At 62.6% G+C, this 23035-nt stretch carries 20 protein-coding genes; 10 read left to right on the plus strand and 10 right to left on the minus strand.

The genetic code is table 11. From position 1 onward, the window contains the following. Positions 1–19 precede the first annotated feature (19 nt). Positions 20–775 (plus strand): DeoR/GlpR family DNA-binding transcription regulator, encoded by a 756-nt coding sequence (locus GR197_RS14610; RefSeq protein ID WP_164010692.1) that lies wholly within the window; start codon positions 20–22, stop codon positions 773–775. Here the strand turns inward: GR197_RS14610 and GR197_RS14615 are convergent, their stop codons facing one another. Both GR197_RS14615 and GR197_RS14620 read right to left on the minus strand, forming a co-directional pair. Then, the gene (locus GR197_RS14615; RefSeq protein ID WP_164010694.1) at positions 776–1783 is read right to left on the minus strand and encodes an asparaginase; all 1008 of its coding nucleotides are present in this window, start codon (positions 1781–1783) and stop codon (positions 776–778) included. A gap of 188 nt (positions 1784–1971) precedes the next feature. Next, complete coding sequence (locus GR197_RS14620; RefSeq protein WP_164010695.1) at positions 1972–2310, minus strand: hypothetical protein; 339 nt, start codon at positions 2308–2310, stop codon at positions 1972–1974. Positions 2311–3030: 720 nt separating this feature from the next. Between GR197_RS14620 and GR197_RS14625 the strand changes: the two genes are divergently transcribed. Beyond that, positions 3031–4242 (plus strand): MFS transporter, encoded by a 1212-nt coding sequence (locus GR197_RS14625; RefSeq protein WP_164010697.1) that lies wholly within the window; start codon positions 3031–3033, stop codon positions 4240–4242. A 46-nt stretch (positions 4243–4288) separates the two neighbouring features. Here the strand turns inward: GR197_RS14625 and GR197_RS14630 are convergent, their stop codons facing one another. Together GR197_RS14630 and GR197_RS14635 are read right to left on the minus strand one after the other, a co-directional pair. Next, positions 4289–5077 (minus strand): class I SAM-dependent methyltransferase, encoded by a 789-nt coding sequence (locus GR197_RS14630; RefSeq protein WP_164010699.1) that lies wholly within the window; start codon positions 5075–5077, stop codon positions 4289–4291. A 189-nt stretch (positions 5078–5266) separates the two neighbouring features. Next, on the minus strand, positions 5267–5890 hold the full coding sequence (locus tag GR197_RS14635) for a helix-turn-helix transcriptional regulator (protein ID WP_164010701.1): 624 nt from the start codon (positions 5888–5890) through the stop codon (positions 5267–5269). Between the two features lie 100 nt (positions 5891–5990). Between GR197_RS14635 and GR197_RS14640 the strand changes: the two genes are divergently transcribed. Continuing rightward, entirely contained in the window at positions 5991–7451 is a 1461-nt protein-coding gene (locus tag GR197_RS14640) for an MFS transporter (RefSeq protein ID WP_164010703.1), read from the plus strand. Here GR197_RS14640 and GR197_RS14645 read toward each other — a convergent pair. The 4 genes from GR197_RS14645 to GR197_RS14660 all read right to left on the minus strand — a co-directional run bounded on the left by GR197_RS14645 (position 7432) and on the right by GR197_RS14660 (position 11490). After that, on the minus strand, positions 7432–8430 hold the full coding sequence (locus GR197_RS14645) for an NAD(P)H-quinone oxidoreductase (protein ID WP_164010705.1): 999 nt from the start codon (positions 8428–8430) through the stop codon (positions 7432–7434). The genes GR197_RS14640 and GR197_RS14645 overlap by 20 nt on opposite strands. Before the next feature lie 124 nt (positions 8431–8554). Continuing rightward, a complete protein-coding gene (locus GR197_RS14650; protein WP_164010707.1) occupies positions 8555–10378 on the minus strand; it encodes a GGDEF domain-containing protein in 1824 nt (607 codons plus the stop codon). A 158-nt stretch (positions 10379–10536) separates the two neighbouring features. Beyond that, the gene (locus GR197_RS14655; protein ID WP_003587881.1) at positions 10537–10779 is read right to left on the minus strand and encodes a ribbon-helix-helix domain-containing protein; all 243 of its coding nucleotides are present in this window, start codon (positions 10777–10779) and stop codon (positions 10537–10539) included. Between the two features lie 162 nt (positions 10780–10941). After that, positions 10942–11490 (minus strand): HdeD family acid-resistance protein, encoded by a 549-nt coding sequence (locus GR197_RS14660; RefSeq protein ID WP_164010709.1) that lies wholly within the window; start codon positions 11488–11490, stop codon positions 10942–10944. 139 nt (positions 11491–11629) lie between these two features. Here GR197_RS14660 and betI point away from each other — a divergent pair, with 139 nt between their 5' ends. The 4 genes from betI (at position 11630) to GR197_RS14680 (ending at position 17067) form a co-directional block, all read left to right on the plus strand. Then, positions 11630–12325 carry a transcriptional regulator BetI gene (gene betI / locus GR197_RS14665; protein WP_164010711.1) on the plus strand — a complete coding sequence of 232 codons (696 nt, stop codon included), beginning with the start codon at positions 11630–11632 and terminating at the stop codon, positions 12323–12325. Position 12326: 1 nt separating this feature from the next. Beyond that, on the plus strand, positions 12327–13790 hold the full coding sequence (gene betB, locus GR197_RS14670; RefSeq protein ID WP_164010712.1) for a betaine-aldehyde dehydrogenase: 1464 nt from the start codon (positions 12327–12329) through the stop codon (positions 13788–13790). A 170-nt stretch (positions 13791–13960) separates the two neighbouring features. Next, positions 13961–15610 (plus strand): choline dehydrogenase, encoded by a 1650-nt coding sequence (gene betA, locus GR197_RS14675; RefSeq protein WP_164010714.1) that lies wholly within the window; start codon positions 13961–13963, stop codon positions 15608–15610. A gap of 122 nt (positions 15611–15732) precedes the next feature. Further along, a complete protein-coding gene (locus GR197_RS14680) occupies positions 15733–17067 on the plus strand; it encodes a chloride channel protein (RefSeq protein ID WP_164010716.1) in 1335 nt (444 codons plus the stop codon). Positions 17068–17085: 18 nt separating this feature from the next. Here GR197_RS14680 and GR197_RS14685 read toward each other — a convergent pair whose 3' ends face one another. Continuing rightward, positions 17086–17532 carry an RrF2 family transcriptional regulator gene (locus tag GR197_RS14685; protein ID WP_007626992.1) on the minus strand — a complete coding sequence of 149 codons (447 nt, stop codon included), beginning with the start codon at positions 17530–17532 and terminating at the stop codon, positions 17086–17088. A gap of 420 nt (positions 17533–17952) precedes the next feature. Between GR197_RS14685 and GR197_RS14690 the strand changes: the two genes are divergently transcribed. The 3 genes from GR197_RS14690 to cysN all read left to right on the plus strand — a co-directional run bounded on the left by GR197_RS14690 (position 17953) and on the right by cysN (position 21276). Then, positions 17953–18711: a phosphoadenylyl-sulfate reductase gene (locus GR197_RS14690; RefSeq protein ID WP_164010719.1), complete on the plus strand. Its 759-nt coding sequence runs from the start codon at positions 17953–17955 to the stop codon at positions 18709–18711. Positions 18712–18824: 113 nt separating this feature from the next. Further along, positions 18825–19778, plus strand: a complete 954-nt coding sequence (cysD, locus tag GR197_RS14695; protein WP_164010721.1) for a sulfate adenylyltransferase subunit CysD — start codon at positions 18825–18827, stop codon at positions 19776–19778. Position 19779: 1 nt separating this feature from the next. Further along, on the plus strand, positions 19780–21276 hold the full coding sequence (gene cysN / locus GR197_RS14700) for a sulfate adenylyltransferase subunit CysN (RefSeq protein WP_164010723.1): 1497 nt from the start codon (positions 19780–19782) through the stop codon (positions 21274–21276). Positions 21277–21487: 211 nt separating this feature from the next. Here the strand turns inward: cysN and GR197_RS14705 are convergent, their stop codons facing one another. Then, positions 21488–22525, minus strand: coding sequence for a LacI family DNA-binding transcriptional regulator (locus tag GR197_RS14705; RefSeq protein ID WP_164010725.1), 1038 nt, complete (start codon positions 22523–22525; stop codon positions 21488–21490). Positions 22526–23035: the final 510 nt, after the last annotated feature.

Raw genomic sequence — 23035 nt, forward strand, 5'->3', positions numbered from 1 at the left:
AATTTCGTGCAGAGAACCCATGCTGACATCGCAACGCAAAACCCTCATCCTCGATATATTGCGCCGTGACGGCCAGGTGATCGCCAAGCGCGTCGCCGAGGATTTTTCTCTCTCTGAAGACACGATCCGCCGGGATCTCCGGGAAATGGCGGCGGAGGGGCTGTTGAAACGAGTGCATGGCGGCGCGATGCCGCTTTCGCCCGAACTGCCGGATTTCACCGCGCGGGCCAGCGTCTCCTCAGAGATCAAGGCGCGGTTGGGGGCCGCTGCGGCGGCGATGGTCAGGCCGGGACAGATGATCTTTCTCGACGGCGGCACAACGACGGCCGAGATTGCACGCCACTTGCCGCGCGACATGCCGCTGACGGTTGCGACCCACAGCCCGACGATCGCTGCCGAACTCGAGCACCACCCGACGGCAGAGGTGATCCTGACCGGCGGCCGGCTCTACAAACATTCGATGGTGGCGACGGGAGCAGCGGCGGCGGCGGCGATCTCGCAGTTGCGCCCCGACCTGTTCTTCCTTGGCGTCACCGCGGCGCACCCGGTGCACGGGCTTTCCACCGGCGATTTCGAGGAGGCGGCAATCAAACGGCATATCGCCCGCTGCTCGGCCGAAGCGCATGTGCTGCTGACGGAGGAGAAATTCGATCTCGTCTCGCCCTGTCCGGTACTTGGAATTTCCGAGGTGGCGGGATTGATCGTGCCGGCGGAGATGACCGCCGAGCGGCTGAAACCCTATCGCGACCTCAACAGCGTGATCGCCGTGGCCTGATTACTCGGCTAGGACCGACGTGCCCCTGATATCGCCGACATGGATGCCGTTCCAGTTGCGCATCGACGTTGTGGCATGGGCCACCAAGGCGGCATGCACCTCGTCTTCGGTCTCGAAAAAGCGGGCGAGTGTCGCCGCCACCATGGCTTCGGCGGCGCGGGTGGCGCCATCCTCGCATTTCAGCGCGATGGCGATGCCCTTTTCCGGGATGGCGGCGCAGAAAACGCCCTCGGCGCCGGTTTTGACGAAGATCCGGCCGGAGGCGATCTGCATCAGCGTGGTGCAGGCGCGGCCGGAGCCTGCGACATAGAAGGGCTCGGCCATGCAGGCCTCGATCAGGCGGCGGGATGCCTTGGCGCGGAGCGGTTCTAGGCCGGTGCCGGTCGCCATTTTGGCAAAGCCGTGGGCAAGGCTCTTGAGCGGCACGGCATAGGTCGGGATCGAGCAGCCGTCGGTGCCGCAGCTCTCAGTGCTAAGCACAGCGCCGGTCAGGCTTTCCATCGTTGCGCGGATTTCGACCTGCAGCGGGTGCTCGTAGCCGACATAGCCTTTCGGATCGATATCCTGGTGGCAGCAGGCGCAGATGAAGCCGGCATGTTTTCCCGAGCAATTGTTGTGCAGCGCGGTCGGCGCAGCGAGCGTGCGGGCTTGATGGATCAGGGTCTTCTGATGAAACGACCAATGGGCGCCGCATTCCAGCGCTTCGCCATCTCGGCCGGCGCGCGACAGCATCGACGCGGCAAGCGCCACATGCTCGTCCTCGCCGTTATGCGAGGCGCAGGCCAGCGCCAATTCCTTATCGCCGAAACCATAGGCGTCGGCTGCACCGCTCTCGACCAGCGGCAGCGCCTGCATCGCCTTGCAAGCCGAACGCGGGAAAACTGCGGCGTCGATATCGCCCAGCGAGAAGACAAGCTTGCCATCGCCATCGACAACAGCCACCGCGCCACGATGGCGACTTTCAACGAGCAGGCCGCGGGTAACTTCGACGGTGACGGGACTGGTCATGGGCTCTCATCCGGATGCTGGCGGGATGCGGCAGGCATAACGTGTCGGGGCGCGAAAGCCAACGGGGTTTAACCCACCCTCCGTCATGCTCGGCCTTGAGCCGAGCATCCACACCGCATCCACCAGCGGTGGCAGCATGGATCGTCGCTCAAGCCCGAAGAGGACGGAGCGTGGGGAGCAGTCCTACCTTATTCTCTTTCAACCACGATTTTTCGCAGGACACCGCCGCTGTCAGGAACCTGGACCTCGATGGCTTTGCTCCTGCCTCCGGAGTTCACCTTGTCACACACTGCGATCGCAGCCCTCATGAGGCCTCGGTCGGTCATGCGTTCTCTGTCAGTCGGTATGACTGGCTTAAAAGTTTCTGTGGCTTCTCTTGCCGATTCCCATGTCATCTGGAAACCACATCCGTTCATCACAAGATTCCGAAAGAAGTATTGAGTGATCGGCCGACCGTCAGGGGCGGTGTGCGTGCAACCTGCGACAGCGAAAGAAAGCGCGACAGCGCCGATAATGCGAAATTTCATTGTCCCCATCCAATTAAATCAACCCCGGCGGGCACTAAGAGTAGAACATCGGCTGAGTCAATCGGCCAGAGCACGGCGTTTTATCGGAAGGCGGCGAGTGTCGCCCAATTGGCCCCATCCTCCGTGGGCCTTGGGCCTGGACCCATGCCTGCTGCGGTCGGAGGCGATCTGGGTCCTCGGGTCAAGCCCGAGGAAGACAGAGCGTGGAGTGGGCATTTGGAGCAAGAACAGCGAAGCGGCGGCGCGTAGGAGTTGCGCCTCCTTGCTGGTCGAGTCCTCCCTGCCCTCCGTCAGGTGGTTGCGCCTGCTGCCGGTAGTCGCCAGTCTCCGTCATCCCAGGCCTTGATGAGCCTGGGATCCACGGTCGCAGTTGATGGAGACGGTGTGGATCCTCGGGTCAAGCCCGAGGAGGACGGAGGGTGGGGTGGGCCTTTGGAGCAAGAGCAGCGGTAGCAGCGGTGCGGTCGGGGTGGTGCCTCCTTGCCGGTCAAGCCCTCCTCGCCCTGCGTCAGGGTGGTTGCGCTTCCTGCCGGTCGAGCGCCCACTCTCCGTCATCCCAGGCCTCGAGCCTGGGATCCAGCCCAGCCCAATCCAACAAGTGCCAATCCTTCGAACAGCCATTGGAGATATCCATCACAGAAATTGACCGCGACGATCGAAAACTATCGTTTTCCTGATGTGTCCGTTCCCGCTAAAGGTGGTGCATCAGGAACCGCCTTCATGTCATCCACCTTTTCCTTGATCCTGCGCGATAACCGGATCCGCATTCCGGCCGTGACGCTCGTCGCGCTCGCCTTTACCTACGCTTCGACCGCGCCCTATCAGTCGATCATCGGGATCAACGAACTGGGCTTGAGCAACGGCACCTATTCGGCGCTGATCTTCTTCTCGGCGATCGTCAACGTCACCACAAGCCTGGCGCTCGGCATCTGGTCGGACAGGCTGAAAGAGCGGCGGCCACTGGTGCTGGGGCTTTCCGTCGCCGGCATGCTCGGCTTCGGGTCGATCGCGATCTTTCACAGCCCTGCCGTCTTCATCGTCTCGACGCTGTTGCTGGTGCCGATGAGCAACTCCACCTATTCGCTGCTGTTTGCCAGCCTGCGCGCCAGAACCAACCAGATGGATCGCGGCCAGGCGGCGGACATCACCGCAACGGTGCGGGCGCTGTTTTCCGGCTCGTGGGCGCTGGCGCCGGGGATGATCGGCCTCTATCTCGTCAATTCGCCGTCGATGACGCCGGCCTACGGGATCGCCGCCTTCGCAAGCCTTACCTGTTTCTGCCTGTATTTCTTCTTCGCGCCCGGAAACGGCACTGCCGGTCCCGCCCCCGATCAACCGAGGTTCCTGGCATCGCTGAAGCGGATCTTCATGCCCTCTGTGCTTTCACGCGTCATCGTCATGGCGCTGCTCTTCGGGCTGCAGCGGTTAAACAGCATGCTGCTGCCGCTGATCATCACCCATGCGGCAGATGGAAGCGTGGTCGATGTCGGCTTCATCGCCGGGCTGACGGCCTTTCTCGAAATGCCGTTCATGATGATGTGGGGCATGGCGCAGCGGCCGTTCCGCACCGTGCATGTGCTCGCCTTCGGCGCGCTGATCTACTGCACCTATCTGCTGCTGCTCGGATTTGCCTCGGCACCCTGGCACATCTACGCGCTGCTCCTCCTCAACGCCTGCGGGGCGGCGGCAATCCTCAGCGTGCCGATCACCTATCTGCAGGACCTGATCGCAGACCGGCCGGGGCTCGGCACCTCACTGATCTCGCTCAACACCTTCATCGGCACCGGCATTGCCGCCGGGCTCTTCGCCTTCGGCACCGCGATCACCGATTATTCCGGCACCGCCTTCGTCGGCGCTGCCGCCGGTCTCGCGTCGATCGGGGTCTTGCTCTATCTCGAAAGCGCCAGGCGCCAGGCGCGGCAGCCGGCCTGACGACCGGTTGCGAGCGGCATCTCCAATGTCCTTCAATTCAGTTCGACTATTGCTTGACGCCGTGAAAAGTAACAAACACTTCTTTGTCAAATCGCTCGAACTGGTTCTTCAACAATCCGTATCTTTCAGCCAATGTTGTGAACATTTCTTTGCCCGAGCGCTTGATCGCTATATGCATTCTGCAGTTTGCAAAAGCATCAATCACTCTCTTATCGTCGAGAACGATTGGCTCCGCGACCGTTGGCGCGTGATACTCAACTTCGATATAAAGTTTTCCCCCTCGCTTCAGAACGCGTTGCATTTCCGAGGCAACCCGTTCGAAATCATCCACGTGATCGAGTGCGTTGACTGAAATTGCTACATCAAAATATTCATCAGGATATGGAAGACGTTCACCGCCGGTTGAAATGAATTTCGCGTCATATGCAAACAGCGGCCAACCTGCTTCCAAATACATGTTGACGAGTGGATCGATACAATGACGCTCGCAGTTCTCGAATTGCAGCAATGGCGCGAGAGGGCCGCTTCCAATTTCCAGTACTCGCTTGCCAACAAATTCATCTTTCGCAAGGCGCAATTCTTCGTGGTAGCTTGGCCGTACGGAATGCATCGTCATGACGGCATTCACTTCCCAGAGATCGGAATTTTTTAACTTTTGTTGCTCGTTTGGTGGCTTAATACCCCACCAGTCTACAGAGCTGTCGCGAAACCATTGAGACAAGCGAAGCAACTCGTCTTTCCAGTGCGCGATCTCAGCTTGGTGTTTTCTCTTCACGCGGTAAGATGGGCTGACCTTGCGCAAAAAGCGGTCGGCATGAAGCTTGACATCTACCATTTTCTATCTCCCCAAAGAGGCACTATAAAAAGTGTTTCTGGAATAACCAGCCCCACGAAAGCGGTAACCAACACTGGCGAAGGGCTGTGACGAGGGGTTAAGAGCATCCACGGATGGCTTAGATAAAATGGTTCCGGCGCCGGGCGCGGCAGCCCGCTTGAAGCGTGAGTTGCTTGCGTGTGCTCCGCCTCAACGCGGCGTGATGCGATAGGCGCAGCGGCGGGCGCCGAGCAGGATGTGTTCGCTGCGCTCGACGTCGGCGCCAAGGGCGGCGCGGAAGGTTTCGAGTTCGGAGCGGCAGAAGCCGGCGCAGGCGGTGGCCGCCGCGCAGATCGGGCAGTGGTTTTCGACCAGCGTGAACGAGCCGTCCGCCTCGCCCCAACTGTCGGCCATATAGCCCTCGCGGGTGCGGATAGCGGCCAGGCCTGCGATACGCGCGGCAAGGTCGCCGGCATTTTCCAGTTCCTGCCGATAGCGCTGCAGCGTCTCGGCCTCGCGGGCGGAGATGACGGTGTCGAGGGCTGCGGGGCCAAGCTGTTCGACCAGCGTGCCGAGCAGGCCTGCGGTCAATTCGGCATGGCCGTCGGGGAATTGACGGTTGCCCGCAGCGGTCAAGTGCCAGAGCTGACGCGGCCGGCCCCTGCCCGTGGCGCCGACGGTGACCGGTTCGACCAGCCCCTGCTCCGCCAGCTTGGCGAGCTGCTGGCGGGCGGCCTCGCCCGAAATGCCGAGCGCATCGCCGATCGCGGCGCCAAGCTGCGGGCCCTCGGTCTTTATCAGGATCAGGATGCGGTTGGCGGGGGACTGGCGCATATTTTTCCAAGTTGCATCTTGTTTTAATCCAGATAGCATGTAATTTCCAATTTATAACTTGGAAAATAATCCTTCGCCAGCAAAAACTCGGGATCGTCCCATGTCCGATATCGACCAGACTACAGCCGCCCCCAATGCCAGCTCCCTCCTCCGCCTTTTCCTGGCCGAGCACCTGCCGGCAACATTGATGCTTGCCGGCGGCGTGGCGCTTTATGCGGTGGAGAGCTACATCATGGCGACGATCGCACCTTCGATCGTGCGCGACATCGGCGGGCTGGCGCTGTTTTCCTGGGTCACCAGCCTGTTCGTCGCCGCAGCCGTGCTCGGCTCGATCTTCGTCGCCATGCGGCCGCGGGGGATCGGGCTTCGCGCCATCTATGTGATCGCCGCGCTGGTCTTCGGCGTCGGCAGCCTGATTGCTTCAGCCGCACCGTCGATGCCGGTGGTGCTGGTCGGACGCGCGGTGCAGGGTCTCGGCACCGGGGCGTTGGCAGCGCTTGGTTATGCCTTCATCCGCTTCGTCTATCCCCAGCCGCTATGGACGAAGGCGACGACGCTTTATGCGGCGATCTGGGGGGTGGCGACCGTCATCGGGCCGACGCTTGGCGGCTTGTTCTCCGCCGGCAGCAGCTGGCGCTACGCCTTCATCGTGCTGGTGCCGCTCGGCCTCACGATGGCAGTGCTGGCGCCGCGGCTGTTGCCCGAAGTCGAAGACGACCGTGAGCAGGCCAAGACGCCAATTGCCCAGATCGGGCTGCTGCTCGGCGCCGTGCTGATGGTCAGCACCGCCGGCACGATCGAGACGACGGCTGCGAAAATCGCTTTGATCGCCGCCTCGATCGCCGCGGTCGGCGCCATGCTTGTCATCGAAGGGAGAAGCCCGAACCGGTTGCTGCCTTCAGGCGCCGCCAGTCTTTCCAGGCCGATTGCACGCGTTTACCTGACGATGCTCGCCATGACGGTCGTGCTCGTCAGCGACGTCTTCATTCCCTATTTCCTGCAGGTCCTGCACGGGGTGACGCCGCTTGTCTCCGGTTATCTCGTGGCGCTCGTCGCCCTCGGCTGGACGTTTTCGGCCTTCCTCAGCGGCTCGCTGACCGGCCGGCAGGCGCGTGCGGCGATCGTTGCCGGTGCACTCATCGAGGCGGCGGCGACCATTTCGCTGGCGGTTTTTCTCGCGCGCGACAATCCGCAAGCCCACATGCTCTTCATCCTACCGGCGGCGGCGGCCATGTTCATGATGGGATTCGGCGTCGGGCTCGGCTGGGCGCATCTCGTCGCCATGGTCCTGGCGCTCGTCGCCGACAACGAACAGGACAAGGCGTCCTCGGCGATCCCGACGATGAGTTCGCTCGGCGGCGCTTTCGGTGCCGCCTTTGCCGGCGTCATCGCCAATGGCGCCGGCCTCGTCGATCCGGGCGGCATATCAGGGGCGCTGTCGGCGGCGCACTGGCTCTATCTGCTGATGGCGCTGCCCGGCGTTCTCGCCATCGGCGCGTCGCTGACCTTGATGCACGTCGCCCGGAACGCCGAGAAAAACCTCAGCCGAGGCGCAGCATGATCTTGCCGATATGGCTGCCATCCTCCATCAGCCGGTGCGCCTCGACGACCTCTTCAAAGGCAAAGACCTTATGGATGAGGGGGGCGACGGTGCCGGCTGCCAAAAGCGGCCAGACCTCGGAGAGCAGGTCGTCGCGGATGGCGCGTTTTTCCTCAGCCGTGCGCGGGCGCATGGTGGAGCCGGTGACCGTCAGCCGCTTGACCATGATCGGCTGGAGATTGACCTTTTCGGCAACGGCGCCGCCGAGAAAGGCGATGATCGAAAGGCAGCCGTCCTTGGCCAGCGAAGCGAGGTTGCGCTCGAAATAGGTAGCACCGATCATGTCGAGGATGATATCGACGCCGTGGCCGGTCTCGGCCTTGATCACCTCGGCGAAATCCTCACGTCTGTAATTGATCGCCCGTTTGGCGCCGAGCTTCTCGCAGGCCTCGCATTTCTCGCTTGAACCCGCCGTCGCATAGACCTTAGCGCCGAAGGCACGGGCGAGCTGGATCGCCGTCGTGCCGATGCCGCTGGAACCGCCATGGATCAACACGGTCTCGCCTTCCGTCAGCCCGGCCATCTGGAAGAGATTGGCCCAAACGGTGAAGAAGGTTTCGGGAAGGGCGGCAGCCTTGACCGCGTCATAACCCTTGGGAAAGGGCAGGATCTGGCCGGCCGGCAGCAGGCAATATTCGGCATAGGCACCGCCATTGGCCAGACCGCAGACCTTGTCGCCGACGCGATAGCCGCTGACGCCGGCGCCGATCGCGACGATTTCGCCCGAAAGTTCGAGGCCGAGGATCGGGCTTGCGCCCTTCGGCGCAGGATAGCTGCCCTGGCGCTGCGCGACGTCGGGGCGGTTGACGCCGATTGCCTCGGCGCGCACCAGAACCTCGCCCTCACCCGGCACCGGCAGCGAGCGTTTGCCGATCGTCATCACCTCCGGCCCGCCGAAAGACGGTAGATCGACGAAACGCATTTCCCGAGGCAGTGACATCCCGCAGCCCTCCTGATCCCAAACCTTGGAAATAAGTCAGCCCTGCAGGCTTGGGAAGGCTTGATGTGGCAAAGGCGTCAATTCGCCTCGGCTGCGGGATACGTGCGACAGCGTTCTTCACGCTCTAACGAGACGCGCTCCGCTGCAGGAGATGGAAGACCAGACCTTCTTCACTCTCCTTGGCGGCCGACTTGATGACGGCGATCTCGGCGCTGACGCGGTTGATATCGTCGATGACGAGGCCTTCCGGCAGTTCGATGACGCCAATCGAGCAGCGCATCAGCGGAAACAGCGCTTCGGCGCCGGCGCGGTCGTGACCGAGGATAAGGCCGGCGGCGCGGTGCTCGTCGGAATAGAGGTCGAGCACATCGTCGTGGAAATCACCGATCAGCCGGTCGAGGATTTCCATCAGTTCCTCCTTGGCCCAGCCGACGACGCCGATGAAGAAATCGTCGCCGCCGACATGGCCGAGGAAATGGCGCTCGGCGAAAAAGTAGCGGCGCATCAGTGCGGCAAACAGCGAAATCGCGTGATCGCCGAGATGGAAACCGTAGGCATCATTGAACGGCTTGAAATTGTCGAAGTCGCAGTAGCAGAAGTGGCGGACCTCATCGCCGTCGCGGCCGGACTGGCGCATGAAATCGCGGATGGCGCGATTGCCCGGCAGGCCGGTCAGCGGGTTCTGGTCCTGGGCGGTTTTCAGCTGCTTCTCGTTGATGACCTTGATCAGCGAGGCGGCGGAGACGACGCCGGCATAACGCATATTGTCGGTCAGGATCAGGCAGTTGCTGCCTTCCATATTGGCGAAGATCGCCATCAGCTGCTCGGCGTCGCTGTCGAGGCCGACGATCGGCGCCATCTCGACGAAATGCGAGATGCTGCGCTCGTACATCTTGTTCTTCAGGAGATCGCGGCCGAAGGGCTGGTAGATATATTCCTTGAGGTGCTGCTCGTGGATGATGCCGCGCGGCTCGCTATTGGCGTTGAGCACGGGAAAGAAGGCCTGGCGCGGATTGCGGCGGAAGAGTTCGAAGACGCTGTCGATGCTGTCGTTCTCGTAGACCGCCGGCAAGAGTTCGATCTGCTTGCGGATGAGGATTTCGTCGAGCGACTGGCTGCCGCGCTTGGTTTTTCCGAGCTCCTGCAGATGCGGGAAGGACGGCGCCAGTTCCGACATATGCGTCGTCGGGCGGGAGATGAACCAGCCCTGGACGAGGTCGACGCCATATTCGCGGCAGGTGATGAATTCGGCCTCGGTCTCGATGCCTTCGGCGATGACGCGGGTGCCGAGCACATGGGCGATGTTGACGATGCTCTTCAAAAGATGGCGCTTGCGGGGGCTGCGGTCGATCTCGGCGACGAAGTGGCGGTCGATCTTCAGATAATCGACGGCATAATCGCACAGCAGCTTCATCTCGCCGTGACCGACGCCGAAATCGTCGATCGCCAGCTTGAAACCGGCCTTGCGCAGCTTGGAAACCAGGGCGGAAAATTCCGGCACACTGGTATTATCGAAACGTTCGGAGAATTCGAAGCAGACGGAGGACGGCGGAATATTGGCCTTCCGCAGGTGCTGCAGCAGGCTCTCGACCAGGCGTTCGCCATGCGGGATCAGCCGGACGTCGAGATTGAGGAACAGCGTCGAGGTGGAGAAATTCGACAGGGTGGCGAATTTGGCGAGCGCCCGGCTCGCCAGCATCTGCTCGAGCTGCAGCAGCTGGCCTGCCTGATGAGCCTCGTCGAGAATGTCGACCGGCGTGTCGAAGCCGATGCGCTCCTGGCCGCGCATCAGGGATTCGTAACCGAACACCGTGCCGGTGCCGGCCTCGACGATCGGCTGAAAGGCGTTCTCGACCACGAGCTTGGCAAGTGTGACGATCTGGTCGCTGGCATAGCGGCGCAGGACGCCGGGCTCGACGGTGGCAGCCAGGGAAGTCCCGCTCTTCATTTGGCTGATCTCCACTGTGACTTGTTCTTCTTGGTCAGGAAGATGCCCCGGAAGGATCAATGAACCCTTTCGCCAATATGAAAGTTTTGTGAAAGACGCAGGACGCGCCCACGCGTTCCGCGTTTACTTTGAATTCCAAAATACAATCAGGCGCTTAATCAGGCGGAGCGGCGGCGCTCGGCCTCGTGATCGGCGAACATGTCGGCGACACATCTGCCGCCTGATGGAGCGCCCTCGTCGTCGAGGACATCGTCGCGGAATTCGTTGAGCTTGCGGGCGGTATCCCAGAGGCGGAGCGCCTCGCGGACGACCTCGCTGCTCGAGGCATAACCGCCCGTGTCGACGGCGGCGCGGATGCCCGCTGCCTGTTGCGGAGAGATGGAAACGGTGACCATCGGCATGAACTTCCTCCCTTTTTTATTCAGGCAGAACCCTGCCTTTGGGGGACGCATGACCATTTGCGGCGATCGTACACAGGACCACCCGCTTTTGGCGAGCGGTCCCTACCCCTTAAGTCTAATCCCCTGTCATGCCCTTGTCAAAATAGGCGTGTCAAAAAGGCTTCAGCCGCGGATGCCGAGGCCGAAGGCGATCATCGTCGAGCCCTGGATGATGAGGTCGGCGGCCAGGAACAGGCCGAGGACCCAGAGGCTGTTGACCGGCCAGCCGAGCGCGATGACGAAGCCGGCAAGAGCGGTGACGACGCCGCTGGCGACGATCCAGCCCCAGCCCTTGGCCGGCTTCATGCGCCTGCCGACCCAGGTGCGGAAGACGCCGGCAATGACGAGCGCCAGCGACAGAAACAGCGTCAGCGCTGCCGAGGTCAGGATGGGATTGACGAAGGCTGAGACGCCGGCCAGCACGTAGAGCAGGCCGCTCAGCGCCCAGAACAGCACATGGTCCCAGCCGCGCACCTGGAAGGAATGGACGAGATAGATGACGCCGCCAAACAGCATGAGCATGCCGATATAATAGACCGAGACGACGGTGGCGAGCATCAGATTGCCGAGCGCGATCAGGCCGCAGACGAAGAGCAGCACCCCGAGACCGACGAACCAGAGCCATTTCGACTGCAGTGAGGATGTGGACATTCCGTTGAAGACATCGCTCATAACGCACCTCCCGGGTGATGTTGAATATGTTGCAGCAATGCTTCGGGAAAAGATCCGAACCGGCGTTGGTCGAGAAAGATTTTTGTTGATTGATCAGTCAATCAAAAATACTCTGGTCGAAACCAAGGGAGTTGGCGCTTTGCCGAAAGTCGGAATGGAGCCGGTGCGCCGCAAGGCGCTCGTGGATGCGGCGCTGCGGGTGATCGGCGACCACGGCTCGCTTGCCGTCACCATGTCCGACATCGCCCGCCAGGCCGGCGTTTCCCCCGCGCTTGCGCATCATTATTTCGGCAGCAAGGAACATCTGCTGATCGAGACGATCCGCTCGCTTCTGAGGCAATTGCGCAGCGATACGGTGGCGGCGCTGAAGGCAGCGCAGACGCCGCGTGCCCGGCTTTCGGCCATCATCCGCGTCAATTTCCATGCCGACCAGTTCGCGCCGGACACGATCGCCGCCTGGCTTGCTTTTTACGCCGAAGCGCAGCGCTCGGAGGAGACGCGGCGTTTCCTGGTAATCTATGCCCGCCGGCTGCGCTCCAATCTGCTCGCCGACCTCAAGGCGCTGCTGCCCACCGACGCCGCAGAACGCATCGCCGAAGGCGCTGCGGCGATGATCGACGGGCTCTATATCAGGCAAAGTCTGAAATCCGCGCCGATCGGCATCGAAGCCTCGATCGCGCTGACCGAGGATTATCTGAACGCGCTTCTGGCCACCACCTCCTCTTCTCCCGAGGGGGTGAAGGCCGAGACTGCCGCCCCCTCATCCGGCCCTGCGGGCCACCTTCTCCCCCAGGGGAGAAGGGACGACCACATCGAACCATCTAGGGACCAATGACATGAAAGCCCAGCCGAAAGCCTCGCACTTCATCGACGGCGAATATGTCGAGGATACCGACGGCACCGTCATCGAGAGCCTCTATCCGGCCACCGGCGAAGTGATCGCCCGGCTGCATGCGGCAACGCCTGCAATCGTCGAGAAGGCGATTGCGGCCGCCAAACGCGCTCAGCCGGAATGGGCGGCGATGAGCCCGATGGCGCGCGGGCGCATCCTCAAACGGGCCGCCGACATCATGCGCGAGAGAAACCGAGCGCTGTCGGAGCTCGAAACGCTCGATACCGGCAAGCCGATCCAGGAGACCATCGTCGCCGACCCGACCTCGGGTGCCGATGCCTTCGAATTCTTCGGCGGCGTTGCACCTGCCGGCCTCAACGGCGCCCATATCCCGCTCGGCCAGGATTTCGCCTATACCAAGCGCGTGGCGCTCGGCGTCTGCGTCGGCATCGGCGCCTGGAACTACCCGCAGCAGATCGCCTGCTGGAAAGCGGCGCCGGCGCTGATCTGCGGCAATGCCATGGTGTTCAAGCCCTCGGAAAACACCCCGCTCGGGGCCTTGAAGATCGCCGAGATCCTGCATGAGGCGGGGCTGCCGAAGGGGCTCTTCAACGTCATCCAGGGGGACCGCGATACCGGGCCGCTGCTCGTCAACCATCCCGATGTCGCCAAGGTGTCGCTGACCGGATCGGTGCCGACCGGACGCAGGGTGGCGGCAGCAGCAGCCGGCAACCTCAAGCACGTGACGATGGAACTCGGCGGCAAGTCGCCGCTGATCGTTTTCGACGATGCCGATCTCGATTCGGCGGTCGGCGGAGCGATGCTCGGCAATTTCTATTCCACAGGCCAGGTCTGCTCGAACGGCACCCGCGTCTTCGTGCAGAAGGCTGTTAAAGCCGAATTCCTGAAGCGGCTGAAGGCGCGCACCGAGGCGATGATGATCGGCGATCCGATGGATGAGGCGACGCAGGTCGGGCCGATGGTTTCCTGGGCGCAGCGCGAGAAAGTGATTTCCTACATCGAGAAGGGCAAGGCCGAGGGGGCGACACTGATTGCAGGCGGCGGCATTCCGAACAACGTCTCCGGCGAAGGCTATTACGTGCAGCCGACGGTGTTTGCCGATGTCACCGACGCGATGAGCATTGCCCGCGAGGAGATCTTCGGCCCCGTGATGTCGGTGCTCGATTTCGACGACGAGGACGAGGTGATCGCCCGCGCCAATGCCAGCGAATTCGGCCTCTCCGGCGGCGTCTTCACCGCCGACCTCACCCGCGCCCACCGCGTCGTCGACCGGCTGGAGGCCGGCACGCTGTGGATCAACACCTACAATCTCTGCCCGGTGGAAATCCCCTTCGGTGGCTCGAAACAATCCGGCTTCGGCCGCGAGAATTCGCTGGCGGCGCTGGAGCATTATTCCGAGCTGAAGACAGTTTACGTCGGCATGGGGCCGGTGCAGGCGCCTTATTGAACGCAGCGCAAGCAGCCCCCTCATCCGCCCTCCGGGCACCTTCTCCCAATGGGTAGAAGGGGGGATCGAGAGGCCGCGGCACGTCTCTTCTCCCCTCGGGGAGAAGGTGGCGGCAGCCGGATGAGGGGCGACGCGGCGCAACGCCTGAACCAAAGTGCGAGAGAAAAACCATGCAAGCAGATTTCGTCATCATCGGCTCCGGTTCGGCCGGCTCCGCCCTCGCCTACCGCCTCTCAGAAGACGGCAAGAACAGCGTCCTTGTCATCGAGGCGGGCGGCAGCGATTTCGGGCCGTTCATCCAGATGCCGGCAGCCCTTGCCTGGCCGATGAGCATGAAGCGCTACAATTGGGGCTATTTGTCCGAACCGGAGCCGAACCTCAACAACCGGCGCATCACCGCACCGCGCGGCAAGGTGATCGGCGGCTCCTCCTCGATCAACGGCATGGTCTATGTGCGCGGCCATGCCGAGGATTTCAACCGCTGGGATGAGCTCGGCGCCAGCGGCTGGGCCTATGCCGACGTTCTTCCCTATTTCAAGCGGATGGAACATTCGCATGGCGGCGAGGAAGGCTGGCGCGGCAGCGACGGGCCGCTGCACGTCCAGCGCGGCGGCTTCACCAATCCGCTGTTTCACGCCTTCATCGAGTCCGGCAAACAGGCGGGCTTCGAAACGACGGAGGATTATAACGGCAGCAAGCAAGAGGGCTTCGGGCTGATGGAGCAAACCATCTTTTCCGGCCGCCGCTGGTCTGCCGCCAACGCCTATCTGAGACCGGCGCTGAAGCGGAAGAATGTCGAGATCGTCTACGGCTTCGCGCGCAAGGTGATGATCGAGAACGGCCGGGCGACCGGCGTCGAGATCGAGCGCAACGGCAAAATAGAGGTGGTTAAGGCCAACCGCGAGGTGATCGTCTCGGCCTCCTCGTTCAATTCGCCGAAGCTCTTGATGCTGTCGGGCATCGGTCCGGCTGAGCATTTGAAGGAGATGGGCATTGAGGTGAAGGCCGACCGGCCGGGCGTCGGCGCCAACCTGCAGGACCATATGGAATTCTACTTCCAGCAGGTGAGCACCAAACCGGTATCGCTCTATTCCTGGCTGCCCTGGTTCTGGCAGGGGGTGGCGGGTGCGCAATGGCTGCTGTCGAAGGGCGGGCTCGGCGCCTCCAACCAGTTCGAGGCGTGCGCCTTCCTGCGCTCGGCGCCCGGGCTGAAGCAGCCCGACATCCAGTACCATTTCCTGCCGGTGGCGATCAGCTATGACGGCAAGGCGGCGGCCAAAAGCCACGGCTTCCAGGTGCATGTCGGCTACAACCTGTCGAAATCGCGCGGCAGCGTGGCGCTGCGCTCGGCCGATCCGAAGGCCGACCCGGTGCTGCGCTTCAACTATATGAGCCATGCCGAAGACTGGGAGAAATTCCGCCACTGCGTGCGCCTGACCCGCGAGCTCTTCGGGCAAGCGGCCTTCGACAATTATCGGGGGGCGGAGATCCAGCCCGGCGAAAATGTGCGAAGCGACGAGGAGATCGACGCCTTCCTGCGCGAGCATCTGGAAAGCGCCTATCACCCCTGCGGCACCTGCAAGATGGGCGCCAAGGACGATCCGATGGCCGTGGTCGATCCGCAGACCCGGGTGATCGGCGTCGAGGCCTTGCGCGTCGCCGACAGCTCGATCTTCCCGCATGTCACCTACGGCAACCTCAACGGCCCGTCGATCATGACCGGCGAAAAGGCCGCCGACCATATCCTCGGCAAACAGCCGCTGGCGCGCTCGAACCAGGAGCCCTGGGTCAATCCGCGGGCTGCGGTGAGCGATCGGTGATGGCTGGAGAGGGCTATCGTCGCCTGTCGGCGAAGTTCGTCGGCGGCGAATTTCGAAGAAAGAGATGGTTCTTTCCTCGCAAACCGGTTTAGGAAGGGGCTCTGTTCAACATCCGTTCCGGCATGCCCGTGTTGTATCGCAAGTCCAGACTTCTTCGCCGATCCCGTGTTCTCTGGGGTTCCCTTGCGCTCTGGCGCCCGCGGCTGATCTTCTGGTGCGGCGCCTTCGCGATCGGCGTCATCAGCGTCGGTTTTGCCAGGCTGGCGGATCTGGCGCAACGCGCCTTTGCCGGCGTGACAGCTTCCGGCGAATGGAGCTTTCTGCTGCCGCTCGCCATCACGCCGCTCGGTTTCATGCTGTCGGCCTATCTTGCCGCCACCTTTTTCCCGAACGCGCAGGGCAGCGGCATTCCGCAGGCGATCGCCGCGCGGCATCTGCGCGACCCTGAAGACCGCACCCGCCTGCTGTCGCTGCGGCTGGTGTTCGGCAAGATCGTGCTGACGGTGCTCGGGCTTTTCTGCGGCGCATCGATCGGCCGCGAAGGACCGACCGTGCAGGTGGGCGCATCGATCATGCTGGCGGTCGCCCGCTTCGGCGGCATGGCGCAGGCCCGCGGGCTGATCCTTGCCGGTTCGGCGGCCGGCATCGCCGCCGCCTTCAACACGCCGCTCGCCGGCATCGTCTTTGCCATCGAGGAGATGAGCCGGACCTATGAATCGCGCGCCAACGGCCTGGTTCTGACCGCTGTCATCCTATCCGGCCTTGCCGCCCTCGGGCTTGCCGGCAGCTACAACTATTTCGGCTCTACCGCGGTGGCGCCGGCATCGCTGCGCGATTGGGAACTGGTGTTCGTCTGCGGCATCGGTGGCGGCGCGCTCGGTGCGGCCTTCAGCGGGCTTGCGCTCCATATCGGCCAGCATGTCCGCCGCTTTGCACAGCCGCAGCCGCTGCGGCGGATGGTCGTGCTGGCAACGGTCTGCGGCCTCGCTGTCGCCGCCGTCGGCATCCTGTCTGGCGGTGCGACCTTCGGAACCGGCTACGACCAGGCGAAAGGTGCGGTCGAGGGCAATCCCCTGCCCCTGCTGTTCTTTCTGGAAAAGCTTGTTGCCGGCTTCCTGTCGATGATTTCAGGAATTCCGGGCGGCATCTTCGCGCCCTCGCTCGCCATCGGCGCCGGCTTCGGCAGCACGGTCGGCCAGCTGATGGGCAGCGGCATCGCACTTGCAGCGATCCTCGGCATGGCCGGATATTTCTCCGGCGTGGTGCAGGCGCCGATGACGGCCTTCGTCATCATTCTGGAAATGACCGGCGATCACCAGGCGGTCATCCCGATCATGGCGGTATCGATGATCGGCTACGTCACGTCGCGCCTGCTGTCGCGCGAGCCGCTCTATCACGGCCTGTCGCGCGTGTTCATTGCCGCGGCGATCAGGGCCCGGCGGGCCGAAGCAGGATGAATTCGGGGAAGCGGCCGCTCAGGCGAGCAGCCGGGTGACTTCGGCGGTGCGGGCCGGCTGGGCGGCGTCGGCGATGGTCGTCGAAAACAGCACCTTACGGGTGGCGTCGGCGACCTTGGCGAAGACATGGCGGATCTGGCAGTTCTGCTCGCCGTCGCAATCGTCGCACTTTCGATAGGCGGTGATCGACAGGCAGGGAAGCGGCGCGAGCGGCCCGTCGACGATGCGCAGGATCTCGCCGAAAGTGATGGTATGGGCGGGCTTCAAGAGGAGATAGCCACCCTGCTTGCCGCGGCGGCTGACGACGATGCCGTGATGTTTCAGGTCGAGCAGGATCTGTTCGAGGAACTTCTTCGGGATCTTCTGCTGCGCGGCGATATCGGAAATCATCACCGGTTCGTCAGCATCGGCATCCGCCAGAACCGTCAGCGCCCGCAGCGCATATTTCGCCTTTTGCGTAATCATCTCAGACCATCGACACACACAGGCGGCGCGAATCTCCGCGCCGCTACGGAACTACTTTCGCCTCTATGGCATAGTCAGCATGAACGGAATTTGAACGCGCCGTGGAAAGCCTTGAGGATCAAGCGTTTTGGCCTTGTTCTTTGTTCTTGGCCAAGCGGCTGCAATCTACGCCAAAACCGCCCGCTCCGCACCTTTTTCGGCATCACTTCGGATTTCGGATTGACAGGCTGCGTGTAACTCTACTATTTTTATAGACATACCAGTTGTTCGCGGGGATTTTTATCCTCGGGCGGCTGTTTTTTTGCATTGCGGCAGCTTCGGAGAGATATTTGCTCCTCCGGCCGCAGCTTTCGAAATCCCTTTTTCTGTCCGATCCAGGATTGAGCTGCGATACTCCCGTCAACAAAGGACAGGATTCCCATGACTGTTAACAATACGATTGCGGAAGAAGGGCCGATTGCTGAAGCCAAGGCGCTGAACGACACGCTGGCGGGTCTCGACCTTGCAGGACGTCTGTCGCTGGTCTCCGGCCTTGGCGGCCGCGTGGTGTTCACCACGTCGCTCGGCATCGAGGACCAGGTGATCACTGCCGAGATCGGCACGCATCGCCTGCCGATCGATATTGCGACGCTGCAGACCGGCCGGCTGTTTGCCGAGACGCTGTCGCTGATCGAAGAGACGGAAAACCAGTACGACATCCGGATTCAGCGCTTCGAGCCCGAAAAGGCCGATCTCGACGCCTATGCGGCGCAATACGGCCTCAACGGTTTCTACGAGAGCGTCGAAGCCCGGCATGCCTGTTGCGGCGTGCGCAAGCTGAAGCCGCTGGCCCGTGCGCTGGAAGGTGCGGCGATCTGGATCACCGGCCTGCGCCGCGGCCAATCGGCCAACCGCGCCGAAACGCCGTTTGCCGAATATGACGCCGAACGCCACCTCTTGAAGGTCAATCCGCTCGCCGATTGGGACCTGGAGGCGATCAAGGCCTTCGTGTCCGACAACGGGGTGCCGGTCAATCCGCTGCATGCCCGCGGCTATCCCTCGATCGGCTGCGAGCCCTGCACCCGGGCGATCAAGCCCGGTGAGCCGGAACGCGCCGGCCGCTGGTGGTGGGAGCAGGACGAGACGCGCGAATGCGGCCTGCATGTCGCCGAAGAGGCCGCGGTGATCGCCGCACAATAATCAACTTCACGGCTTACCGAACCCGGGCGCGGCCACCGCCGCAGCCCTTGGGAAGCCAGCATCAGGAACTGCTTTGCGGCAAACCGCAAAGGATCGACAGTCTGGAGTAAAACATGCCCGATAGCCGTCCGGATACGGAACTCAGCAATCCTCAGAGCGCCAAGGCGCCACTCGACCCGCATCTGAAGGCGCTGGAAAACGAATCCATCCACATCTTCCGCGAGGTTGCCGCCGAATTCGAGCGTCCCGTCATGCTCTATTCGATCGGCAAGGATTCCTCGGTGCTGCTGCACTTGGCGCGCAAGGCCTTTTATCCCGGCCGCGTGCCCTTCCCGCTGTTGCATGTGAACACCGGCTGGAAATTCCGGGAGATGATCGCCTTCCGCGACGCGACCGCCAAGAAGTATGAACTCGACCTGATCGAGCACATCAATCCGCGCGGTGCGGCCGAAAACATCACGCCGTTTACCCATGGCTCGGCGGCTTTCACCGACATCATGAAGACCGAGGGCCTGCGCCAGGCGCTCGATGCCGGCCAGTTCGATGCCGCTTTCGGCGGCGCGCGGCGCGACGAGGAAGCCAGCCGCGCCAAGGAGCGGATCTATTCCTTCCGCACCCCCGACCATCGCTGGGATCCGCGCAACCAGCGGCCGGAACTGTGGAACGTCTATAACGGCATGATCCGCAAGGGCGAGAGCGTGCGCGCCTTCCCGCTGTCGAACTGGACGGAAGTCGATATCTGGCGCTACATCCAGGCCGAAGACATTCCGCTGGTGCCGCTCTATTACGCCAAGACGCGGCCGTTCGTGGAGCGCGACGGCATGATGATCCTGGCCGAGGATCCGCGTCTCGAACTGCTGCCCGGCGAAGTCCGTCAGGAGGGCATGATCCGCTTCCGCACGCTCGGCGACTTCCCGCTGACCGGCGCCATCCGCTCACAGGCGACCACCCTCGAAGAGGTGATTGCCGAACTCGAAATCGCAACGGTGTCCGAACGCCAGGGCCGCGCCATCGACCGCGACCAGTCCGGCTCCATGGAAAAGAAGAAGCGTGAAGGATATTTCTGAGATGACCGCAGCCCAAACCGCCGTCTCGGCCGCCACCGTCGTCAGCCTGCCCGCCGCCGAGCCGCAGAAGGCCCAGCGCGACACGCGCCCGCTGCGGCTGATTACCTGCGGCAGCGTCGATGACGGCAAGTCGACCCTGATCGGCCGCCTGCTCTGGGACACCAAGGCGGTCAAGGAAGACCAGGCCGCCACGCTGCAGCGCGATTCCACCGGCAAGCAGAACGATCTCGGCCTGCCCGATTTCGCGCTCTTGCTCGACGGCTTGCAGGCCGAGCGCGAACAGGGCATCACCATCGATGTTGCCTATCGCTATTTCTCGACCGACAAGCGCTCCTTCATCGTCGCCGACACGCCCGGCCACGAGCAATATACCCGCAACATGGCGACCGGCGCCTCGACGGCCGATCTCGCTATCCTTCTGGTCGATGCCCGTTTCGGCATTCTCGAGCAGACGCGCCGTCATGCGACGATCGCCTCGCTGCTCGGGATCAAGCAGTTCGTACTCGCCGTCAACAAGATCGACCTGACGGGCTACGACCGCGCCGGCTTCGACAAGATCACCCATGAATTCCGGGAATTTGCGCTGTCGCTCGGCGTCAAGCAGATCACCGCCATTCCGATGTCGGCGCTGAAGGGCGAAAACGTCGTCTATTCCGGCCAGGCCGCCATGCCTTGGTACAGCGGCCCGACCCTGGTGGAGACGCTGGAGCTTGCGACCGTGCGTTCGTCGCAGACGGTCGGCTTCCGCCTTTCGGTCCAGCGCGTCTCGCGCCCGGGCGAAAGCTTTCGCGGCTATCAGGGCACGGTTGCCGGCGGCTCGGTGAAGCCGGGCGACAGCGTCATGATCCTGCCGTCGGGCATGGTCGCCAATGTCTCGAAGATCGTCACCTTCGATCTCGTCCGCAACGCTGCCGTTGCCGGCGACGCGATCACGCTGGCGCTCGACCGCCAGGTCGATGTGGCGCGCGGCGACATGATCGTCTCGATCGACGCCCAGCCGCAGGTCGGCCTTGCCTTCGACGCGCAGATCGTCGCTCTGCAGCCTGAGGGCATCGAGCCCGGAAAACGTTACTGGCTGAAGAGCGGTTCGCGCCGCCAGCGCGTTCAGGTGCAGCCGCTCAGCCAGCTCGAGCTGAAGACCGGCACCTGGACTACCGCCCAGCGGCTCTACATGAACGCCATCGGCAAAGTCCGGCTTGTCTTCGAAGAGGCGGCGATCTTCGACCCCTATGAGCAGAACCGGCTGTCCGGCTCCTTCATCCTGATCGACCCGGAGACCAACAACACGGTCGCCGGCGGCATGGTCACGGGCAAGCGCACCGAACTCGGCGGCCTGCACAATGGCGAAGGCCGTGTCATCCTCTCGCTCCCGGCCGATCTTGCCGAGCAGATCATGGCCAGCGAACTCTTCGCCAGCCGCAGCCACGAGGCCGAGGTGCGCCGCATGACGGCGGCCGAAGCGGCCGACCTCTGGTCGAGCGCTGCAAGCGATATCTAAAGCGCGAAGTTGCCCCTCACCCTAACTCTCTCCCCGTTCTGACGGGGAGAGGGGACGTGCCAAACGAGACGTATCGTGGAACGGAAACGGTGCGGCATATTCCCTTCGCCCCGTTTACGGGGGTCCGAAGGACGGGTCGAGACGCGTGGCGCGAAACCGGTCGATGGCAGCTGTCGGAGGAGGGGCTCGTGCCACCGGTCTCCTTGGCGACTTACCGCGTCGAACCCCGCGGAATAATGCTAAAGCCCAAGTCGGCCTTGTCTTCATCAGCGGGCTCGTCGCGGACGGCGCGCAGCAGCATGTCGGCGACGCGGTAGCCGATATCGTAGCGCGGTATGTGCACCGTCGTCAGCGACGACTCGGTGTAGGCCGAAAATTCCAGATCGTTGAAGCCGCAGATGCCGACATCCTCCGGCACGCGGATGCCGCGCGCCTTGCATTCGATGAGGACGCCAAGCGCCATTTCGTCGCTCTGGGCAAAGACTGCATCGATATCCGGCACGCGCTGCAAGAGGCTGGAAAACAACTCCCTGCCGAGGCCGGTGCGGCTTGGCGCATCGCCGCCGATGATGAGATCGGGGTCGAAGCGCCCGGCTTCCCGCATCGCCGCCTCATAACCTTCGATGCGGCGGCGCGAGCGGACATCCGCGCCGCGGCCCATGAAAGCGATCCTGCTATAACCCTTCGAGAGCAGGAAACGGGTGGGTTCGGCGCCGGCCGCATAATGATCGAGGCCGACAACCAGCCTTTGCGGCTCCTGGCTGAGATCGGCAATATGGGCGATGGGACAGGCAGCACGCTCGATCAGCGGCAGAAGATCACGATAGGATTCGGCGCCGGCGATGATGACGCCGGCCGGCTTCTGCGTCAGGAAGGATTTCAGCAGGCCGGCCTCCCCCTCGCCATGGTTCAGCGTATTGGAATATTGCACGGTGAATTCAGTGTGGCGGAAGCGATCCTCGATCCCGATCATCAGGCCGGTGAAGCCGTATTGGTGCAAGGCGGGCGTGATGACGCCGACGATGCCGTTGTGGCGGCCGGCCAAGGCGCGAGCCGCAAGATTGGGGATATAGCCCATCTCGTCGACCGTGCGCAGGATCACGTCGCGCAGATCATCCGAAACGATCTGCGGATTGCGAAGCGCACGCGAGATGGTGATCGGGCTGACGCCCACCTTCTTCGCCACATCGCTCAACGTCACATGCGCACCGCGCTTGCCTTTGCGCCCCTGCCCTGCTGCCTTGCTCATCGCCCCTCATATGCCACCGCGAAACCCCGTCGATTCGCAGTCTTTACTTTCTGCAGAAGAATTAATTTAGAGTCTACTAACATTTTGTATTCGCAACAGGTTTCGGGAAGACAGTTTCCAAAAACAACGGCATGATCGTCTGCCGGCAAAATTACGGGCGCATGCGGCGATCGGATCACAGGCTCCGGGAATAAGTCCATTTATTTCCGAACGAAATCGCTGCGAAGAAAGCGCTGCGAAGCCACACTTCGGCCGGAAGGTCCGGCGTGTGGTACCCGGTTCAAAAACCTCCGGCGCAAAGATTAAATTCCAGTAATGTCTTACAAATCGGCAATATAAACATGATCAATATTTAATTTGTAAATCCGCCCGCCGCGATCATATGAATCCCGAGCGCCAATTCTTCCATTCGCTCGGTCGCCACCTCAACGACTGCGCTGCGATCGGAGGCATTGGCACCAAACGCCATCCGACGCCAGGTCCCAAGACGTGGAACCACGACGCCATTCA

This window comes from Rhizobium phaseoli (assembly GCF_010668805.1).
Lineage (GTDB): Bacteria > Pseudomonadota > Alphaproteobacteria > Rhizobiales > Rhizobiaceae > Rhizobium > Rhizobium phaseoli_A.

Bases quoted from the DNA above. Each gene is read 5' to 3' on its own strand.
- GR197_RS14650 (WP_164010707.1), bottom strand. From the start codon at position 10,378: ATGAAGAGCGGGACTTCCCTGGCTGCCACCGTCGAGCCCGGCGTCCTG.
- GR197_RS14610 (WP_164010692.1), top strand. From the start codon at position 20: ATGCTGACATCGCAACGCAAAACCCTCATCCTCGATATATTGCGCCGT.
- GR197_RS14660 (WP_164010709.1), bottom strand. From the start codon at position 11,490: ATGAGCGATGTCTTCAACGGAATGTCCACATCCTCACTGCAGTCGAAA.
- GR197_RS14620 (WP_164010695.1), bottom strand. From the start codon at position 2,310: ATGAAATTTCGCATTATCGGCGCTGTCGCGCTTTCTTTCGCTGTCGCA.
- cysN (WP_164010723.1), top strand. From the start codon at position 19,780: ATGACCGCAGCCCAAACCGCCGTCTCGGCCGCCACCGTCGTCAGCCTG.
- GR197_RS14680 (WP_164010716.1), top strand. From the start codon at position 15,733: ATGCCCGTGTTGTATCGCAAGTCCAGACTTCTTCGCCGATCCCGTGTT.
- GR197_RS14635 (WP_164010701.1), bottom strand. From the start codon at position 5,890: ATGCGCCAGTCCCCCGCCAACCGCATCCTGATCCTGATAAAGACCGAG.
- GR197_RS14630 (WP_164010699.1), bottom strand. From the start codon at position 5,077: ATGGTAGATGTCAAGCTTCATGCCGACCGCTTTTTGCGCAAGGTCAGC.
- GR197_RS14655 (WP_003587881.1), bottom strand. From the start codon at position 10,779: ATGCCGATGGTCACCGTTTCCATCTCTCCGCAACAGGCAGCGGGCATC.
- cysD (WP_164010721.1), top strand. From the start codon at position 18,825: ATGCCCGATAGCCGTCCGGATACGGAACTCAGCAATCCTCAGAGCGCC.
- GR197_RS14625 (WP_164010697.1), top strand. From the start codon at position 3,031: ATGTCATCCACCTTTTCCTTGATCCTGCGCGATAACCGGATCCGCATT.
- betA (WP_164010714.1), top strand. From the start codon at position 13,961: ATGCAAGCAGATTTCGTCATCATCGGCTCCGGTTCGGCCGGCTCCGCC.
- GR197_RS14690 (WP_164010719.1), top strand. From the start codon at position 17,953: ATGACTGTTAACAATACGATTGCGGAAGAAGGGCCGATTGCTGAAGCC.
- GR197_RS14645 (WP_164010705.1), bottom strand. From the start codon at position 8,430: ATGTCACTGCCTCGGGAAATGCGTTTCGTCGATCTACCGTCTTTCGGC.
- GR197_RS14705 (WP_164010725.1), bottom strand. From the start codon at position 22,525: ATGAGCAAGGCAGCAGGGCAGGGGCGCAAAGGCAAGCGCGGTGCGCAT.
- GR197_RS14685 (WP_007626992.1), bottom strand. From the start codon at position 17,532: ATGATTACGCAAAAGGCGAAATATGCGCTGCGGGCGCTGACGGTTCTG.
- GR197_RS14615 (WP_164010694.1), bottom strand. From the start codon at position 1,783: ATGACCAGTCCCGTCACCGTCGAAGTTACCCGCGGCCTGCTCGTTGAA.
- GR197_RS14640 (WP_164010703.1), top strand. From the start codon at position 5,991: ATGTCCGATATCGACCAGACTACAGCCGCCCCCAATGCCAGCTCCCTC.
- betB (WP_164010712.1), top strand. From the start codon at position 12,327: ATGAAAGCCCAGCCGAAAGCCTCGCACTTCATCGACGGCGAATATGTC.